This window comes from Microbacterium sp. JZ37, assembly GCF_035188445.1.
GTDB classification, from domain to species: Bacteria; Actinomycetota; Actinomycetes; order Actinomycetales; family Microbacteriaceae; genus Microbacterium; species Microbacterium barkeri.
In genome coordinates this window covers 1,906,608-1,924,533 of the sequence record NZ_CP045253.1, presented here as the reverse complement: position 1 = coordinate 1,924,533, position 17,926 = coordinate 1,906,608, and the positions used below count along the sequence as shown (strand labels likewise).

Genomic DNA, 17,926 nt, shown 5'->3' with positions numbered 1-17,926 from the left:
CCCGGTCTCGAGACCGGGCCATCGTCGTGTCCGCGCGGAGCTCAGATGCGGTGATGCGCGAGCGACGCGCGCGGCACGGCGTACACGAGCGCCGTGATCGCGAGCAGCGCGCCATAGAGGGCGATGAAGCCCCAGAAGGCGAGCGTGTAGCCGCCTGTCGCGGCCTGCGAGGCGTTGAGCACCTGAGGGATGACGAAGCCGCCGTAGGCGCCGATCGCCGAGATGAGCCCGAGCGCCGCCGAGGCCTTGCGCTGGGTGCCGACCGAGTGCGCCTCTCCCGCCGTGGCCGCGCCGCGCGCGGCGAAGATGCTCGGGATCATCCGGTACGTCGCGCCGTTGCCGATGCCCGTCGCGAGGAACAGCACGAGGAAGCACGCGAGGAAGATCCAGAAGCTCCCGAGGGGGAGGGTGAGGATGAGCGCGAGCGTGGCGGCGATCATGAGCGCGAACGCGGCGATGGTCATCCGCGCGCCGCCGATGCGGTCGGCGAGCCGGCCGCCGTACGGGCGGGCAACCGATCCGACGAGCGCTCCGAGGAAGGCGAGCGTGAGCGACGCCGAGCCGACCTGGAAGGTCGAGAACGCGGGGAACTGATCGGCAATGAGCTTGGGGAACACGCTCGCGAAGCCGATGAACGAGCCGAACGTGCCGATGTAGAGGAGGGCCATGAGCCACAGGTGCGGCTCGCGCAGCGCGGCGGCCGCGCCCGCGACGTCGGCCTTCGCCGTCGAGAGGTTGTCCATGAAGCGCCATGCGCCCCACATCGCGACGAGGATGAGCGGAACCCACATCCATCCGGCGAGCTGGATGTTCAGCGTGCCGGCCGCGCCGAGCGTCACGACGATCGGGACGAGCAGCTGCGCGACCGACGTGCCGATGTTTCCGCCCGCGGCGTTCAGGCCGAGCGCCCAGCCCTTCTCCCGCTGGGGGAAGAAGTAGGTGATGTTCGCCATCGAGCTCGCGAAGTTGCCGCCGCCGACGCCCGCGAGCGCGGCGACGAGGAGCAGCACCCCGAATGGGGTGTCCGGGTTCTGGACGACGACCCCGAGCAGGATCGTCGGGACGAGCAGGAGCCCCGCCGACACGATCGTCCAGTTGCGGCCGCCGAAGCGCGCGACCGCGAAGGTGTACGGGAAGCGCAGCGTCGCGCCGACGAGGCTCGGCAGGGAGATGAGCCAGAACTGCTCGCCGCTCGCGAGCGCGAACCCGGCGCTCGGCAGCATCACGACGACGATGCTCCAGAGCTGCCAGACGATGAAGCCGAGGAACTCGGCGAAGATCGACCATCCGAGGTTGCGCCGCGCGATGCGCCGGCCGGTGCTCTGCCAGAACGCCGGATCCTCGGCGTCCCAGCCGTCGACCCAGCGGCCGGGGCGGACGACGAGAGACGAGGCGGATGAGGGGAGGGTGGTGCTCTCGGGGGTGGTGCTCGTTGGCGTGGCCATGGCGTCTCCTGATGAGAGGTCCGACAGCGGAAAGGGATGCGCCTCCGACGCTAGGGGGCGCATGTTTCCGCGTGCGGGGGAGGCGGTGACGGACGCATCACCGTCCCGTCACGCGCCGCGCCCGGCCGCGATGACCGTCGTGTGACATGCCGGAAACACGGCTCCGGCGCTCCTAGACTGGGGGGATGCGCATCGACATCGTCACGATCTTCCCGGCGTTCTTCGATGTGCTCGACGTCTCCCTCATCGGCAAGGCGCGCGATCGCGGGCTGCTCGACCTGCGCGTCCACGATCTGCGCGATGCGACGCACGACCGGCACCGCACGGTCGACGACACGCCGTACGGCGGCGGGGCCGGCATGGTCATGAAGCCCGAGCCGTGGGGCGAGATGCTCGACGACGTGCTCGGCGACGACGCGGTGCTCATCGTCCCGTCGCCCGCGGGGGAGCGGTTCACGCAGGCCGTCGCGCGCGAGCTCGCCGACGAGCGCCAGCTCGTCTTCGCGTGCGGGCGCTACGAGGGGATCGACCAGCGGGTCATCGACCACTACGCCGAGCGCGGTCGCGTGCGGCTCGTGAGCCTCGGCGACTACGTCCTCAACGGGGGCGAGGTCGCCGCGATGGCGATGATCGAGGCCGTCGCGCGGCTCGTGCCGGGGGTCGTCGGCAACCCGGAGAGCCTCGTGGAGGAGTCGCACGAGATCGGGCTGCTCGAGTACCCGATCTACACGAAGCCCGCCGTCTGGCGCGGCCTCGAGGTGCCGCCCGTGCTGCTGAGCGGGAACCACGGCGCGGTCGACGCCTGGCGCAGGGAGCAGAGCATCGAGCGGACGCGCCGCATCCGCCCCGACCTCCTGCCGGACGAGCTCCGCGCGGGCGAGTAGCGCCGCGAGGCGGCCCTACCGAGCCGCGCCGTCGCGCCACTGCGCGGCGAGAGCCGCGACGAGGCGCACGGCAGCCTCCGCCTCGTCGGCGGATCCGCCGCGCCGTCCTGCCGCGAGGCCCGCGAGGAAGGCGCTCACGGGGGCGGCCGGCCGCGCGACGTCGTGGGCCACATCGCGCGCGAGATCGAGGACGAGCGCGATCGAGACCTCCTCGCGCGGCAGGTCGAGCCGCTCGCACACGGCGTCGACCCAGGTGTCGAGTGCCTCCGGAGGGAGGGTCCGGTCAGTGGTCTCGGTCATGGTGCCGCCCTTCGCCGCGTGCCCGCTCCAGATCCTGCCAGGTGTCGACGTCGGCGACCACTCCCTCATGCGCGCGGACGACCGAGATCGAGAGCTCGGCGATGAGCTCGCGGAACGACGCACCGGCGACGGGGATGCGCTCGGCGCGCTCGCGCAGCGCGCGCGTGCGGTAGCGGCCCACGAGCCACTGCGGACGCCCGCTCTCGTCGGCGAGGCACACGCCGTCGCCCGGGGGCAGGAGCGCCGCCGCGTCGTCGAGCACTCGGACCGCCTCCTCGACGCGAGGGAGGTCGGTGGCGAGCACGAGCACGCTCTCGGCGTCGACATGCGGCAGCGCGGCGGCCACCGCGGCGACGGGGCCGCCGTACGCCGGCTCCTCGCGCACCCAGAGGACGCCCTCGACTCCCGGGCGCGGAGGGCCCACGACGACGACCGGGGCGCAGCCTGCGGCGGCGTCGAGCGCGCGGGCGAGGAGGGAGCGCCCATCGACGTCGAGCAGGGGCTTGTCGACACCGCCGAGCCGGGACGCCCGCCCGCCCGCGAGGAGGATGGCCGCGGTCATGCCGCGGGCAGGAGCGCGAGCGCGTCGCGGTACCGCTCCGCCACGATGGCCGCGACGCGGCGGTCCGCGCCGAGCGGCGCGGTCACGACGTCGGCGCCGGCCTGGCGCACGAGGTTCGCGAAGAAGCCGGGCGCGAGGACGTAGCTCGCCGCGATGACGCGCGCTGCACCGGCCGCGCGGGCGGCCTCGACGGCGTCGGGGATGCGCGGATCGGCCCCCGCCGCGTACCCGATCGTCACGGGGACGGGCAGCACGCGACGCAGGCGCGCGGCGACCCCCTCGACATCGGCGACCGAAGCCGGGTTGGTCGATCCCGCCGCCGCGAGCACGACGTGATCGCCCTCGCGTCGGCCGGCCTCTGGCGCGTCGGCCTCGTCGAGTCGGGCCTCGAGGACGAGCGCGAGCAGGTCGTGGGGCCCGAGCGCGGGGGCCTTGACCACGTGCGGGAACGGCGCCACGGCGCGTGCGATGTCGACCTCGGTGTGGAACCCGGTCGAGAGCAGGAGCGGGACGACGACGGCGGGCCCGTCTGCTGCCACCCGGGCGACGACGTCGCCGACCTCGGGCTCCTCGACGTCGACGAACGCCTGCTCGACGCGCACATCCGGCAGGAGCGTGCGCACCTCGTCGACGAGCGCCCGCACGGCCTCGCGGCCCTCCTCGAAGCGGGTGCCGTGCGAGCACGCGATGAGCGTCGTCATTCCTGGTCCTCCACGTTGAGACGATAGCCGCGCTTGACCACCGTCTTGATGACATCCGGCACCCCGAGCGCCTCGCGCAGACGCGCCACGGCCATCTCGACCGCATGCGAGTTCTGGCTCGAGCGCGGGAGGGCGTGCTGCAGCTCGGCGCGCGTGACGACCGCGCCGCGCGCGCGGAACAGCATGTCGAGCACGTCGATGCCCGTGCGCGAGAGCGGCACGAAGCGCCCCTCGATCACGGCGCCGCCGCTGCGCAGCTCGAAGCGGCCGGCGCTCGTCTGCGCGTGCGGAGCACCGCCCGCGCCGAAGTAGGCGACGACCGTGCGCACGAGGGAGCCGAGCCGACCCCGCTCGGCGACGACGGGGTGGAGCCGCGCGTCCTGCAGGGGGCCGGCCGTGATCGGTCCCACGGCGGCGAGGAGGAGCCGGCCCTGGGCTGCGCGGTCGCGGATGTCCTCGAGCGCGTGCGCCGCGGAGGCCGCGGCGACCCACTCGGCCGCGCCCGGCGCGGACGTGAAGAGCACGGCGTCGACCTCGCCGTCGCCGGCCTGGATGACCGACCGCAGCACGACCTGGGGGTCGGGCGGCGGGCCCCATCGGTACACGGTGAGGCTCACGACGTCGGCGCCGTGGCTCTCGAACAGCTCGTCGAGGCCGTCGGCGCCCGATCCATGGTGCTGCACGGCGATCCTGCGCCCCTCGACGCCCTGCGTCACGAGGTACTCGCCGAGCTCCGCGGACGTCTCGGACTCCGCGACCCAGTCCGCGGTGAAGCCCGCCTGCTGGACCGCGCCGCGCGCCTTCGGACCGCGCGCGACGATCTGCGCGCGTGAGAGGGCGGCCGCGAGCTCGTCGGCGAGATCCGCCTCGAAGGCGGCCTCCATCCAGCCGCGGAAGCCGACTCCGGTCGTGGCGACGACGATGTCGGGCGGGTTGTCGATGAGCGCGCGCGTCGCGTCGACGAGCGCCTCGTCGTCGATGTGGGAGACGATCGTCACCGCGGGCGCCTGGCGCACCTGCGCTCCGTGGCGCTCGAGCGCGGCGGCGAGCTCGCCCGCGCGACGGTCGACGGCGATGACGACGGTGCAGCCGTCGAGGGCTGCGGAGAGGGGAGGACGTGCGGTCACGTGGTGGTGTCACCTGCCAGCTCGGGTTCGGGGAGGAGGAGGGATGCGCGCGCGACGTCTCCGATGACGATCACGGCCGGGTTGCGGACCCCCGCGGCGCGCGCATCCGCGACCGCGGCGGCAAGGGTCGTGCGTGTCGTGCGCTGCTGCGGGGTGTGCCCGCTCTCGACGATCGCCACCGGGCGGTCCTCCGGCACCCCGTGCGCGAGCGCCGCCGCGACGATGCGCGGGAGCGCCGCGACGCCCATGAGGAAGACCGTCGTGACAGCGGCATCGGAGAGCGCGGCGAGCGTCGTGTCGGCGATCTCGCCCTGGCCGTTCACGATGTGCACGGACGCGGCGGTTCCGCGGTGCGTGACCGGGATGCCCGCCGCCTGCGGCACGGAGACGGCGCTCGTCGGCCCGGGGACCACCTCGACCGGCACGCCGGCCGCGAGGCAGGCGGCGAGCTCCTCGCCGCCGCGGCCGAAGACGAACGGGTCGCCGCCCTTCAGCCGGACCACGCGGCGCCCTGCCTGCGCATGCGCCACGAGGAGCCGGTTGATCTCGTCCTGCGGCACGGGATGGTGGCCGGGGCGCTTCCCCACATCGATGACGAGCACGTCGGGGTCGAGCTCGGGCAGCAGCGCATCGGCCGGGCCGAGCCGGTCGGCGACGACGACGTCGGCCTCGGCGAGGAGCCGCCGCGCCCGCACGGTCATGAGGTCGACGGGGCCCGGGCCCCCTCCGACGAGGTCGACGCGGCCGGCCGCGCCGCCGCGGCGTCGGCGCAGCGGGAGGCGTCCCGAGACGAGGAGCCGCTCGATCGCGTCGCGGAGGCGCGCCGCGCGACCCGGGTCGACCCCGGCGTCGGACATCACGCCGACGACCACGTCGCCCGAGCGCGTGTCGGCGGCGATCCGCGCGGTGCCGTGCGCGCCATCCGATGCGTTGACGCACAGGACGCGCTGCGCCTCGCAGAGCGCGGCCACGCGCAGGTCGACCTGCAGGTCGCCCGTCGCCGTGTGCACGAGCCACGCTCCGTCGAGGTCCTCGCGGCGGAAGCGCCGCGGCGCCCAGGGCACGTCGTGAGCCTCCACGAGGTCGCGGACCGCGGGCGAGAGGTCGGGGGCGACGACACGCGGCAGGGCGCCGTCGTCGAGGAAGCGCTGGAGCCGCCGCGCCGTGACCGCGCCGCCGCCGACGAGGAGCACATCGCGACCGGACAGCGAGACGCCGAGCATCGTGGTCATCGGCTCACTCCCATCGGATGTAGACGTCGTCGCCCTGCTGCGACACGGGCCAGACCCGCAGCGAGCGGGGATCCTTGCCCTGCGTGTCGAGGCACGCCCCCGTCCGGAGGTCGAACACCTGCTTGTACATCGGGGACGCGACGGTGGGGGTGTCCTGCCCCGACTCGACGTCCTGTCCGGTCTCGACGAAACGCCTTGTGCCGACGATACCGCGAGACATGACGTGCGCGTCGCTGTACGGGTCCAGGTTCGACACGGCGTGGATGGCGCCGCCGGGCAGGAGGAACAGGGCGATCTGCGTGTCGCCGATGAGCGCGGCGCGGCCGCGCTCGACCTCGAGGTCGGAGACGGCGCACACGCGCACCCAGGAGCGGGCGACGGGGGCCGTCGCGGGATCGGTCTGCGTGAGCGTCATCGACGCACCTCCAGGGTCGTGCCGGCGATGAGGACGCCGCCGGCGGCGCGTTCCTCGGGGCTGGCGGGGCGGATCTGACCGCGCTCCGGCACGAACGCGATCGAGGGATCGGGGGTGTCCGGGGCGTTCACAAAGGACTGGAAGCGCTTGAGCTTCTCGGGGTCGCGGAGCGTGGCCGCCCACTCGTCCTCGTAGTTGTCGATGTGCGCCGCCATCGCCGCGTCGAGGTCGGCGCAGATGCCGAGGCTGTCCTCGAAGATGACCTCCCGGAGGCCCTCGATGCCGCCCTCGAGCTCCTCGAACCACGGCGCCGTGCGCTGCAGCCGGTCGGCCGTGCGGATGTAGTACATGAAGAAGCGGTCGATGGCCGTGAGCAGCTCGGCGTCGCTCAGGCCCTCGGCGAGGAGCTGCGCGTGGCGCGGGGTGAAGCCGCCGTTGCCGCCCACGTACATGTTCCATCCCGTCTCGGTCGCGATCACGCCGACGTCCTTGCCGCGGGCCTCTGCGCACTCGCGCGCACATCCCGAGACGCCGAGCTTGAGCTTGTGCGGGGCGCGCAGGCCGCGGTAGCGCAGCTCGAGCTGCACCGCCATGCCGACCGAGTCGAGGACGCCGTACCGGCACCAGGTCGATCCGACGCACGACTTCACCGTGCGCAGCGACTTGCCGTAGGCGTGGCCCGACTCGAACCCGGCGTCGATCAGCCGCGCCCAGATGGCGGGCAGCTGCTCGAGCCGCGCGCCGAACATGTCCACGCGCTGCCCGCCCGTGATCTTCGTGTACAGGCCGAAGTCGCGCGCGATCTCTCCGACCGCGATGAGGCCCTCCGGCGTGACCTCGCCGCCGGGCATCCGCGGGACGACCGAGTAGGTGCCGTCCTTCTGCATGTTGGCCATGACGTGGTCGTTCGTGTCCTGCAGCGTCGCGTTCTCGCCGTCGAGCACGTGGCGGCCGACGAGGACGGACAGGATGCTCGCGAGAGCGGGCTTGCAGATGTCGCAGCCGCGCCCCCGCCCGAAGCGCTCGATGACGGCGGAGAACGTGTCGAGACCCGAGACGCGGACGGCGTCGAAGAGCTGCCGCCGGGACATGTCGAAGTGCTCGCAGAGCGCGTTCGAGACGGTCTGCCCCATCTTCGCGAGCTCCTGGCCGACGATCTTCTTGACCGTGGTGAGACACGAGCCGCACGTGGCCCCCGCCTTCGTGCACGCCTTCACCTCGCCCGCGTCGGTGCAGCCGTCGTCGTGCACGGCCGAGCGGATGCGCCCCGCCGTGACGCTCGAGCACGAGCAGATGATCGCCTCGTCCGGGAGGTCGCCGCCGGGAGCCTCGACGCCGCCCTCGGGCATGAGGTAGGCGACGGGGTCGGCGCCCAGCGCGCTGCCCAGAAGCGGGCGCAGCGAGCCGTATGCCGACGCGTCGCCGACGAGGATGCCTCCGAGCAGGGTCTTGGCGTCGTCCGACAGCACGAGCTTCTTGTACACGCCGGCCACCGGGTCGGCGTAGCTGACGTCGAGAGCGCCCGGCGTGCGCGCGAACGCGTCGCCGAAGCTCGCGACGTCGACGCCCGAGAGCTTGAGCTTGGTGGAGTCGTCGAAGCCGGGGAAGGTCGCGTCGCCGCCCAGCAGCCGCGTCGCCGCGACCTCGGCCATGGCGTACCCGGGTGCGACGAGGCCGATGCACTGGCCGTCGAAGCTCGCGACCTCGCCGATCGCGAGGATCGACGGGTCGGCCGTGCGGCAGCGGTCGTCGATGACGACCCCGCCGCGTGGGTCCGCGGGGAGCCCGGCGGCACGGGCGAGCTCGTCGCGCGGGCGGACGCCCACCGTGAACACGACGATGTCGGCGCCGACGTAGGAGCCGTCCTGGAACTCGAGCCCCGCGACGTTGCCCGAGCGGTCGGGGTCGAGGCGGGTCGTGCGGGCCTGGGTCAGCACCTCGATCCCGCGCGCCTCGATGAGGCGCCGCAGCGCGTTGCCGCCGGCGAGATCGAGCTGGGCCGACATGAGGCGGTCGGACGACTGCACGACCGTGCAGGCGACGTCGAGGCCCTGGAGCGCTCCTGCCGCCTCGAGACCGAGGAGCCCGCCGCCGATCACCTTGCCGACGAGCGGCCTGCCCAGCTGCGCCGACCGCGCGGCGACGAAGTCGCGCATGCGCTGCACGTCGTCGATCGTCCGGTAGACGAAGCAGCCGGGGAGATCGGAGCCGTCGACGGCGACCTTCGCGGCGTAGGAGCCTGTCGCGAGGACGAGCGTGTCATAGGGGATGTCGCGGCGCGCGGCGGTCGTGACGGTGCGCTCCGCGCGGTTGATGCGGATGACCGGCTCTCCGGGGAGGAGCTCGACCCGATCGTCGTCGAAGACGCCGGGGTCGAGGGTCAGGTCGTCGGGGGTGGCTCCCGAGAAGAACGACGTGAGGCCGACCCGGTCGTAGGGCAGACGGCGCTCCTCGCCGAGCACGGTCACGTGCCAGGGGTCCGTCGTGCGGCTGAGGAGGCTCTCGACGAAGCGATGCGCCACCATCCCGGCGCCGACGACGACGATGCGAGAGGGGAGGGGGTCCACGGCGGTCATGGCGGCTCCTGCGTTCGAGGGTCACTTCGAGGTCGTGACACGAACGTAGGAGCGCGGTGTTTCCCGTCTGCGCGGCCGGGGGTTTCCCCGAGCGAACGTTTCGCTCACAACCGCCTGAGCGGCGGATGTGAGGACGGCGTCAGAGGTGCGAGCGGTCCGTCAGGACGATCGGGCCGTCCTCCGTGATCGCGATGGTGTGCTCGCTGTGCGCGCCGCGCGAGCCGTCCGCGCTGCGCAGCGTCCAGCCATCCGGGTCGGTGACGAGCTCGTCGGTGCTCTGCAGGAACCACGGCTCGATCGCGATGACGAGACCCGGCTTGAGCGGGAAGCCGCGCCCGGGGCGGCCGTCGTTCGGGATGTGCGGGTCGCCGTGCATGATGCGGCCCACGCCGTGGCCGCCGAAGTCGGTGTTGATCGAGAGGCCGTCGGCACGCGCGATCTGCGAGATGGCCGCGGAGATGTCGCCCACGCGATTGCCCACCGTCGCGGCGGCGATCGCCGCGTCGAGCGCGCGCTCGGTCGTGTCGATGAGGGCGAGGTCCTCGTCGCGCGGGGTGCCGACGACGAACGAGACAGCGGAGTCGGCGACCCAGCCGTCGATCGAGACCGCGAAGTCGAGCGTGACGAGGTCGCCGTCGCGCAGCGCGTAGTCGTGCGGGAGCCCGTGGAGGACCGCGTCGTTGATCGACGTGCAGATGACCTTGCCGAACGGGCTCGCGCCGAACGACGGGTGGTAGTCGATGTAGCACGACTCGGCCCCTGCCCGGCGGATGAGCTCGTGCGCGCGACGGTCGATCGCGAGGAGGTTCGTGCCGACCTTCGTCTCCTCGCGGAGGGTCGCGAGGGTCTCCGCGACGAACCGGCCAGCCGGCCGCATCTGCTCGATCTCGGCCGGGGTGCGCAGTTCGATCATGGGTGTGTCCTCTCGCTCGAACCTCCATTCTCCCCGATGCGCGGCGAGGGGCGGCACCCGCGGATCGTGGCGCGGGTCCTGGTGTGAGACAATGGGATGTCGTGCTGTGACGACCGCGCCCGTCGGCGCGGGCCGTTTCGCGCTCTGCCGCAGGGGAGCCGAGGGTCCACGGGATCCCACACGCACGTGCGATACCCCATTTTCGAAGGCGGTCGACCTGAGGCGGCCGCAGGAAGAGAACCGTCATGCACATTCTCGACGCCGTCGATGCGGCTTCGCTCCGCTCCGACGTCCCCGCGTTCGGCCCCGGTGACACCGTCAAGGTGCACGTGAACATCGTCGAGGGCAGCCGCTCGCGCATCCAGGTGTTCCAGGGCGTCGTCATCCGCCGTCAGGGCTCGGGCGTGCGCGAGACCTTCACGGTCCGCAAGATCAGCTTCCAGGTCGGCGTGGAGCGCACGTTCCCCGTGCACTCGCCGGTCATCGACCACATCGAGGTCGTCACGCGCGGTGACGTGCGTCGCGCGAAGCTGTACTACCTGCGCGAGCTGCGCGGCAAGAAGGCGAAGATCAAGGAGAAGCGCGAGAACGCCTGATCTCACGCGATCCGAGCAGACACCCCGTGCCCCGCGGCACGGGGTGTCTGCGTTCATGTGAGATTCTGGAGGAACGCCCCCGTCACCTCGGCGGCGCGGACGCGAAGGACCCCATGACGAGCGACACCACGACCGCCGAGCAGCCGGAGCAGCGCGGACGGGGCATCCTCATGTTCCTGCGCGACATCGCCGTCATCGTGGTGGTCGCGCTGGTGGTGTCGTTCCTCATCAAGACGTTCATCGTCCGGTCGTTCTTCATCCCGTCGGCGTCGATGGAGGACACCCTCCAGATCGACGACCGCATCCTCGTGGACGAGCTCACGCCGCTGTGGACGGGCTACGAGCGCGGGGACATCGTCGTGTTCGAGGATCCGGGCGGCTGGCTCGATCCGCAGCCGAAGGCGCCCGAGCAGTCGCCGTTCATGGAGGCCGTCGACGGGCTCCTGACCCTCGTGGGGCTGTCGGCCGGCGATTCGGACGACCACCTCGTGAAGCGCATCATCGGGCTGCCGGGCGATCACGTCGAGTGCTGCAACGCGCTGGGGCAGATCACCGTCAACGGGGTGCCGGTCGACGAGCTCGGCTACCTCAAGCTGCCCGAGGGCGACACCCAGGCCTCGAACGACCCGTTCGACGTCGTCGTGCCGGAGGGCGCCCTGTGGGTGCTCGGCGACAACCGCGACAACTCGCGTGATGCGCGCTTCCACACGGACCAGCCCGGCGGCGGGTTCGTGCCGATCGACAACGTCGTGGGCCGGGTGTTCCTCCTCACCTGGCCGCTCGACCGCTTCGGGACGGTCGACGGGCACCACGAGGTGTTCCGGGGCATCCCCGACCGCGAGGACGAGGTCGAGGAGGAGAAGGCGAGCGCAGCGGGATGACCGTCGTCGCGCCGACCATCGCGCACGAGCGGGCGCTCCTCGCGGAGGCGCCGCTCGTCTTCGCGCTCGACGAGGTCGGGCGCGGCGCCCTCGCCGGGCCCGTGACCATCGGGGCATCCGTCGTGGACGCGGAGGCCGTCGCCTGCACGGTTCCCGAGGGGCTGCGCGACTCGAAGCTCGTCCCCGCCGGACGCCGCGCGGACGTCGCCGACCGCGCGGCCGCGTGGGTCAGGGCCAGCGCGCTCGGCTGGGCGACGGCCGCGGAGGTCGACGAGATCGGGATCATCCGCGCCCTGGGCCTCGCGGCCGTCCGCGCGCTCGCGTCGCTCGAGGAGCAGGGCTACGCGCCCGCGGCCGGGGTCGTGCTCCTCGACGGCAACCACGACTACATCTCGCCCGTGCGTGGCGCGGGGCTCGACATCCGCACGGTGGTCAAGGGCGACCGCGACTGCGCGTCGCTCGCTGCGGCATCGGTCATCGCGAAGGTCGCGCGCGACGGCCTCATGACCGGACTCCACGATGAGCTCCCGGTCTACGACTGGGCCAGCAACAAGGGCTACGCGAGCGCGACGCACCGTGCCGCGATCCGCGAGCACGGTCTGAGTGCGCACCACCGCCGGTCGTGGGCGATCGCCGACGCGCCCGCCCTGTTCTGAGCCGTCCTCGAGCGGCGCGACGCGGCATCCCGGACGCCTAGGATGGGAGGACCATGGATGACGATGTCTTCGAGGATTACGACCGCGAGCTCGAGCTGGCTCTGTTCCGCGAGTACCGCGACGTGGTCTCGCAGTTCCAGTTCGTGATCGAGACCGAGCGCCGCTTCTACCTCGCGAACGAGGTCGACGTCGTCCGTCACGACACCGAGACCGACTTCTACTTCGAGATCACGATGAAGGACGTCTGGGTCTGGGACATCTACCGCTCGGACCGCTTCGTGAAGTCGGTGCGCGTGCTCACATTCAAGGACGTGAACATCGAGGAGCTGTCGCGCCGCGACTTCGAGCTGCCCGACGAGCTCTCGCTCGACGGCAAGTAGCACCCCCGCGCGGCGACGTCGTCTGCACAGGCGCGCCCCGCGGCGCGCCGTCTCCCCATCAGGCCGTCCGCCGCCGCATCCGGTCGTCCGTCCAGGCAGTCTGCCGTCATGGCACGGAAGGACGACCTCGGTCGAGCGGGCGAGGAGCGCGCGGCGCAGTACCTCTCATCGATCGGGTACGAGATCCTCGACCGCAACTGGCGGTGCGCTGACGGGGAGATCGACATCGTCGCGTGCCGCGGCACACGGCTCGCCGTCGTCGAGGTCAAGACGCGCACGGGCACGGCCTTCGGCCATCCGCTCGAGGCCGTCGACCGGCGCAAGCTGCGTCGGCTGTGGCGGCTCGCGGCGGCGTGGACGCGCGCGCACCCCGGAGCGCTGCTCGGCCGATCCCTCCGGATCGACGCGGTCGCGATCGTGGGCGCCGATCCCGGGACGGGCGCCCTCGAGCATCTCGAGGACCTCCGATGACGGTCGCGCGGACGTGGGCGGTCGCGCTCACCGGGCTCACGGGCGAGCTCGTCGAGGTGGAGGCCGACGTCACGTCGCATCAGCCGGAGATCCGGATCATCGGCCTCGCCGACCGCGCGCTCGGCGAGGCCGCGCGCCGGGTCACGAGCGCGTGCGAGAACAGCGGGCTCATGCTCCCGTACCGACGCCTCACCGTGAATCTGTCACCGGCGGGGCTCCCGAAGCACGGGACCGCGTTCGATCTCGCGATCGCGGTGACCGCGCTGGCGACCGACGACCGCCTGCGCCGGTCATCGGCGGCCGAGGTCGTGCATCTCGGCGAGCTGGGGCTGGACGGGCGCCTGCGGCCCGTGCCGGGCATCCTGCCGGCCGTGCGCGCCGCGGTCGCCGCGGGCCGCACCCGGGTCGTGGTCCCCTGGGCGAACCGGGAGGAGGCCGAGCTCGTCGCGGGCGCCGAGGTGCGCGGGGCGATCTCGCTCGCTCAGGTCGCGGCGTGGCACGGCTCCGAGGTGGAGGTGCCGGACGTCCCGCCGATCCCCGGCCCGCCGGCGCCCGAGGCCGACGAGGACGACGTCGACCTCGCTGACGTCGTGGGGCAGCGCGACGCCGTCGAGGCGCTCGTCGTGGCCGCGGCGGGCGGTCACCACGTGCTCATGTCGGGCCCGCCGGGAGCGGGCAAGACCATGCTCGCCCGCCGTCTGCCCGGCATCCTCCCGCCGCTCGACGACGAGGCAGCCCTCGAGGCCGCATCGCTGCGATCGCTCGCGGGGGAGCGGGTCGTGCGCCTCGACCGGCGGCCGCCGTTCGAGGCGCCCCACCACTCGGCGTCGACCGCCGCGCTCGTCGGCGGCGGGTCGCGCACCGTGCGGCCGGGTGCGATCGCGCGCGCGAGCCGCGGGGTGCTGTTCATCGACGAGGCGACCGAGGCGTCGTCGTCGACGCTCGACGCGCTGCGCCAGCCGCTCGAGCAGGGGCGCATCGACATCCACCGCGCGGGGTTCTCCGCGCGCTTCCCGGCGCGCTTCCAGCTCGTCCTCGCGATGAATCCCTGTCCGTGCGGGGAGTACGGCGTGCGCGGCGGGTCGTGCACGTGCTCTCCGCACATCATCCGCCGGTACGCGCAGCGCCTCTCGGGTCCGCTGCTCGACCGCATCGACATCGATCTGCGCGTCGAGCGGATCGCGAGCATCGCGCAGACGCGCGCGGGAGACGCCATGTCATCGGAGGAGGGGCGGCAGCGCGTGCTCGCGGCGCGGGATCGGGCGCGGGAGCGGCTGTCGGGAACGCCCTGGCGCATCAACGCCGAGGTCCCCGGGACGTGGCTGCGGCGCGGGCCGCGAGCGCCCGACGCCGCGGCGCTGCGGGGGCTCGACGCCGCGCTCCAGCGCGGGCTCATCACCCTGAGGGGCTACGACCGCGTGCTGCGGGTCGCCTGGACGGTCGCCGATCTGGCCGGCAGGGACCGGCCGGACGCGGCGGATGTGGGCAGGGCGCTGTTCCTGAAGAAGGGGGTCGTGGCATGACGCTGCTCGACGACGATCGCGTGCGCCGAGCGGGCGCGCCGCACAGCCGGGAGGATCCGGCCCGTCTGGCGCGCGCGGTGTGGACCGCCATCGTCGAGCCGGGCGACGGGACGGCGGGCGCGCTCGTCGCGGCGCACGGTCCGGATGAGGCTCTGCGGATGGTCGAGGCGGGGCTGCACGACGGATCGCTCACGGAGCTCGGGCTGGGCGCGCAGGCGCTCGCGGCCGCTCGGTCGCGGTGGCAGCCGCGGCTCGACCCCGCGCACGTCGCGCAGGCTCTCGCGCAGGGCGCTCGCGCGGGGCTGGTGCTCGTGACCCCGGAGGACGCGGGGTGGCCCGAGCAGCTGACCGACCTCGGCACGCACGCGCCGCTCGCCCTGTGGACGAGAGGCGACGTGACGGGCCTCTCGCGCATCGCACGCTCGGTCGCGATCGTGGGCGCACGCGCGGCGACGCCATACGGGGAGCACGTCGCGGCCGAGCTCGCGGGCGAGCTCGCGTCTCGCGGCATCGGCGTGATCTCGGGCGCCGCGTACGGCATCGACGGCGCTGCTCATCGCGCGACGCTCGGCGTCGGCGGGCTGACGGTCGCGGTCGTCGCCGGCGGCGCCGACCGCGTGTATCCCGCCGGGCACGCTCGCCTGTTCGCCGACATCGCGCGCGTCGGCGCGATCGTGAGCGAGACGGCGCCCGGCGCGACGCCGACCAAGTGGCGGTTCCTCCAGCGGAATCGGTGCATCGCCTCGCTGAGCTCCGCGACGGTCGTCGTCGAGGCCGGCGCGCGCAGCGGCACGCTGAACACGGCAGGGCACGCCGCGGCGCTCGGGCGACCGCTCGGAGCCGTGCCCGGACCCGTGACGAGTGCGACCTCGGCCGGCTGTCATCGCCTGCTGCGCGAGTTCGACGCGCAGTGCATCACGTCGGCCGCCGACGTCCTCGAGCTGATCGGCGAGGGAGCCGACGACGCGACCGCTCTGGGCGGTCCATCCGCGGAGGAGGTCCGCGTCCGCGATGCGCTCGCCTCCCGCTCCCCACGCGATGTCGATGAGATCGCACGGCGCAGCGGGATGGCCGTGGAGGCCGTGCAGGCCGCGCTCGGCCTGCTCGAGCTGGCCGGCGCGGTGCGACGGACGGACGGCGGCTGGGTGCTCGCCTGAGATCCGAGGGTTCCTGCGCTCACGACCCTCCGGCGATCGCCGCAGCCAGCCAGCGGCCGAGCTCTCCGAGACTCGGGCCGTCTCCGTCACCCCGCGTGCGGTGGGCGCCGTCGAGAAGGGCGGCATCCGGGTGCGGGCCGCCGTTGACGATCGCGACCAGCTCGAGATAGCGGCCCTCGGTCGTGCGGTACTCCTCGTCCTCAAGGGCCTCGAGGGTGAGGCTGTCGACCGTGCGATAGCGCTCGGCGAGCCGTGCGCGGAGGTCGTCGTCGGCCGCGACGCCGAACGTCCCGGCGAGCTCGTCGACCAGCTGTGCGGCGAGGGAGGCCACGTGGGGATCGTCCGCCGCGAGACCCGCCTGGTGAGCGGCCGTGAGCCGGCGCATCAGGTCGGCGCCTGCCGAGTGGATGAAGTCCTGCACGGGAGGCGAGGACATCTCCGGACCGGGGAACTGCGCGTACGTCGCGTGCAGGTAGGAGCGGATCGCCGCGCGGAACCGATCGTCCTGCAGGAGCTCCGCGAGGCTCAGCCAGGCGTCGAGCTGCTCGGGGGCCGGGTCGGGCGGCAGCACCGGCCGCACGTCGCGGATGCGCTCGGACGCCTCCTGCGGAAGGCCGGCGGTGACCTCGTCGAGGAAGTCGTCGATGAGCCGCTGACGCTCGGCATCGGGCATCGTCACGAGCCTGCGCAGGAGGTTCGCGCGCTCCGCCGTGCCCTCCTGTCGCACGAGCGCGCGGAGGACGGCGCGCTTCGCGTCCAGATCCGCGGCCCGCGTCTCGATCACGTGGAGATGCTCGGCGAGCACATCCCGCAGCGAGCTCGTCCCGGCGAGCACGCGGCGCACCTGCGGCAGACCGGTCTCGAGGTCGCGCAGCGTGCGGACGAGCTCGAGCCGGGCGATCGCGTCCACGTCGTAGAGGCGATGGCCTCCGTCGGTGGCGTCGGTCGCGTCGACGAGTCCCTCGTCGTCGTAGTAGCGGATGGCGCTGACGCTGAGTCCTGTGCGATGCGCCACCTCGCCGATGGAGGAGAGAGCGTTCTCGGAAGTGTTCATGTCCTCACCCTGAGGCCTCAAGCGGCTTGAGATGCAACCCCGATCTCCCGACAGCGGCTCCTCGCTCTCAGTGCCCGTGCCCGCCGTGCATCTCGCCGTGCGGCACCGCGTGCGTCCCGGGCTCGGTGAGCGACAGGGCAGGCGTCGTGACGGCGGCCACGAGCGTCGCGCCCACGAGCATGCCGAGGACGGCGCGCGCGGTGCCGCCGCGCGCGGGGCGGGCCCTGCGGCGCACGGCGCGCGCGGCGGCCGCCGCCACGACGAGCAGGAGCGCGATCGCGACGGCCATCGGAGCGGGACCCATCCCGCCCGCGACGCCGATCGCCGTCGTCAGGAGGGCCAGGGCGAGCGAGCCGCCGAGTGCCGCGCGCGACGCGACGATGCGCCCGGCACGCAGGGCGGCTGCGCCCCAGCCCAGCTCGGCGACTCCGGCGGCGCACAGGAGAGCCAGCAGCCACCAGGGGGACCCCGCGGCGACGGCGAGATGGGCCAGGCCCGCCCCGCACGCGGCGAGGGCGGGCCAGGTGCCGGTGAACGTCACGCGATCGACTCCCGCCCCACGGACCGCTCGGCGCCGAGACCCACCGCGAGGAGCACGAGAGCGCTCGCGAGGTGCAGGACGTGGTCTGCGGTGTTGAGCGCGAGGATGTTCAGCGCCGTGCCGGCGAGGAAGAAGCCCGCGATCCCGAGGAGGAGGTACGCGGCGCCGACGGTCGCGTTCACGGCCCTCGCCGCACGGACCCCCGCCATCCCGGCCGCGACGAGCGCGGCGCCGATCGCGAGGTGCGCGATGTTGTGGAGCGGATTCACCTGGAAGATCCCGAGCAGCAGCCCGCCCTCCGTGGCGAGGAATCCGACGCCGCCCGTCACGGCGAAGCCAAGCAGCCCGACGAGGACGTACACGGCTCCGAAGACGGTGGCGACGATCCGATTGACTGAGGTGCGCATGAGCTTTCTCCGTTCTGGCACGGTCCATCCGTGTCGATCTCTCTTCGGAGCCGCCGCCGATCCGGATGGGCGGCGTGCGAACCGGCGCGGCGCGCCCGGTCCCCG

At 73.2% G+C, this 17,926-nt stretch carries 20 protein-coding genes; 8 read left to right on the top strand and 12 right to left on the bottom strand.

Features of this window, described 5'->3' with window-relative positions; genetic code table 11:
- Nucleotides 1-41: 41 nt before the first annotated feature.
- Nucleotides 42-1,445 (bottom strand): MFS transporter, encoded by a 1,404-nt coding sequence (locus GC092_RS08835; RefSeq protein WP_324011419.1) that lies wholly within the window; start codon nt 1,443-1,445, stop codon nt 42-44.
- 185 nt (nt 1,446-1,630) lie between these two features.
- Here GC092_RS08835 and trmD point away from each other — a divergent pair, with 185 nt between their 5' ends.
- Nucleotides 1,631-2,329, top strand: a complete 699-nt coding sequence (trmD, locus tag GC092_RS08830) for a tRNA (guanosine(37)-N1)-methyltransferase TrmD (protein WP_324011417.1) — start codon at nt 1,631-1,633, stop codon at nt 2,327-2,329.
- A gap of 15 nt (nt 2,330-2,344) precedes the next feature.
- Here the strand turns inward: trmD and GC092_RS08825 are convergent, their stop codons facing one another.
- The 8 genes from GC092_RS08825 to map form a co-directional block, all read right to left on the bottom strand.
- A complete protein-coding gene (locus GC092_RS08825; protein WP_271171724.1) occupies nt 2,345-2,629 on the bottom strand; it encodes a DUF6457 domain-containing protein in 285 nt (94 codons plus the stop codon).
- Nucleotides 2,613-3,191 (bottom strand): molybdenum cofactor guanylyltransferase, encoded by a 579-nt coding sequence (gene mobA, locus GC092_RS08820; protein WP_324011414.1) that lies wholly within the window; start codon nt 3,189-3,191, stop codon nt 2,613-2,615. Before mobA ends, GC092_RS08825 begins: the two co-directional genes overlap by 17 nt.
- Entirely contained in the window at nt 3,188-3,892 is a 705-nt protein-coding gene (locus tag GC092_RS08815) for a sirohydrochlorin chelatase (protein WP_282977632.1), read from the bottom strand. The genes mobA and GC092_RS08815 overlap by 4 nt, the downstream gene beginning before the upstream one ends.
- The gene (locus GC092_RS08810) at nt 3,889-5,019 is read right to left on the bottom strand and encodes a uroporphyrinogen-III synthase (RefSeq protein ID WP_324011412.1); all 1,131 of its coding nucleotides are present in this window, start codon (nt 5,017-5,019) and stop codon (nt 3,889-3,891) included. The genes GC092_RS08815 and GC092_RS08810 overlap by 4 nt, the downstream gene beginning before the upstream one ends.
- Nucleotides 5,016-6,251 carry a uroporphyrinogen-III C-methyltransferase gene (gene cobA, locus GC092_RS08805; protein WP_324011411.1) on the bottom strand — a complete coding sequence of 412 codons (1,236 nt, stop codon included), beginning with the start codon at nt 6,249-6,251 and terminating at the stop codon, nt 5,016-5,018. The genes GC092_RS08810 and cobA overlap by 4 nt, the downstream gene beginning before the upstream one ends.
- A gap of 4 nt (nt 6,252-6,255) precedes the next feature.
- Nucleotides 6,256-6,666, bottom strand: coding sequence for a nitrite reductase small subunit NirD (nirD, locus tag GC092_RS08800; protein ID WP_271171729.1), 411 nt, complete (start codon nt 6,664-6,666; stop codon nt 6,256-6,258).
- Nucleotides 6,663-9,242, bottom strand: a complete 2,580-nt coding sequence (nirB, locus tag GC092_RS08795; RefSeq protein WP_324011410.1) for a nitrite reductase large subunit NirB — start codon at nt 9,240-9,242, stop codon at nt 6,663-6,665. Before nirB ends, nirD begins: the two co-directional genes overlap by 4 nt.
- 139 nt (nt 9,243-9,381) lie before the next feature.
- Nucleotides 9,382-10,155, bottom strand: a complete 774-nt coding sequence (gene map / locus GC092_RS08790) for a type I methionyl aminopeptidase (RefSeq protein WP_271171731.1) — start codon at nt 10,153-10,155, stop codon at nt 9,382-9,384.
- A 245-nt stretch (nt 10,156-10,400) separates the two neighbouring features.
- On the opposite strand from map, the gene rplS reads away from it, so the two are divergent.
- The 7 genes from rplS to dprA all read left to right on the top strand — a co-directional run bounded on the left by rplS (nt 10,401) and on the right by dprA (nt 15,819).
- Nucleotides 10,401-10,751, top strand: coding sequence for a 50S ribosomal protein L19 (rplS, locus tag GC092_RS08785; RefSeq protein WP_271171732.1), 351 nt, complete (start codon nt 10,401-10,403; stop codon nt 10,749-10,751).
- Between the two features lie 113 nt (nt 10,752-10,864).
- Nucleotides 10,865-11,632 (top strand): signal peptidase I, encoded by a 768-nt coding sequence (gene lepB, locus GC092_RS08780; protein ID WP_324011408.1) that lies wholly within the window; start codon nt 10,865-10,867, stop codon nt 11,630-11,632.
- Nucleotides 11,629-12,288: a ribonuclease HII gene (locus tag GC092_RS08775; protein WP_324011407.1), complete on the top strand. Its 660-nt coding sequence runs from the start codon at nt 11,629-11,631 to the stop codon at nt 12,286-12,288. The genes lepB and GC092_RS08775 overlap by 4 nt, the downstream gene beginning before the upstream one ends.
- A gap of 53 nt (nt 12,289-12,341) precedes the next feature.
- Complete coding sequence (locus tag GC092_RS08770; RefSeq protein ID WP_271171735.1) at nt 12,342-12,668, top strand: DUF2469 family protein; 327 nt, start codon at nt 12,342-12,344, stop codon at nt 12,666-12,668.
- Nucleotides 12,669-12,776: 108 nt separating this feature from the next.
- Complete coding sequence (locus GC092_RS08765) at nt 12,777-13,139, top strand: YraN family protein (protein WP_271171736.1); 363 nt, start codon at nt 12,777-12,779, stop codon at nt 13,137-13,139.
- The gene (locus tag GC092_RS08760) at nt 13,136-14,662 is read left to right on the top strand and encodes a YifB family Mg chelatase-like AAA ATPase (RefSeq protein ID WP_324011402.1); all 1,527 of its coding nucleotides are present in this window, start codon (nt 13,136-13,138) and stop codon (nt 14,660-14,662) included. The genes GC092_RS08765 and GC092_RS08760 overlap by 4 nt, the downstream gene beginning before the upstream one ends.
- Complete coding sequence (dprA, locus tag GC092_RS08755; RefSeq protein ID WP_324011400.1) at nt 14,659-15,819, top strand: DNA-processing protein DprA; 1,161 nt, start codon at nt 14,659-14,661, stop codon at nt 15,817-15,819. The genes GC092_RS08760 and dprA overlap by 4 nt, the downstream gene beginning before the upstream one ends.
- Nucleotides 15,820-15,838: 19 nt before the next feature.
- Here dprA and GC092_RS08750 read toward each other — a convergent pair whose 3' ends face one another.
- The 3 genes from GC092_RS08750 to GC092_RS08740 form a co-directional block, all read right to left on the bottom strand.
- Nucleotides 15,839-16,873: a helix-turn-helix domain-containing protein gene (locus GC092_RS08750; protein WP_324011399.1), complete on the bottom strand. Its 1,035-nt coding sequence runs from the start codon at nt 16,871-16,873 to the stop codon at nt 15,839-15,841.
- A gap of 67 nt (nt 16,874-16,940) precedes the next feature.
- Entirely contained in the window at nt 16,941-17,414 is a 474-nt protein-coding gene (locus GC092_RS08745; protein ID WP_324011397.1) for a hypothetical protein, read from the bottom strand.
- A complete protein-coding gene (locus GC092_RS08740) occupies nt 17,411-17,821 on the bottom strand; it encodes a DUF4383 domain-containing protein (protein ID WP_271171741.1) in 411 nt (136 codons plus the stop codon). The genes GC092_RS08745 and GC092_RS08740 overlap by 4 nt, the downstream gene beginning before the upstream one ends.
- Between the last annotated feature and the right edge of the window lie 105 nt (nt 17,822-17,926).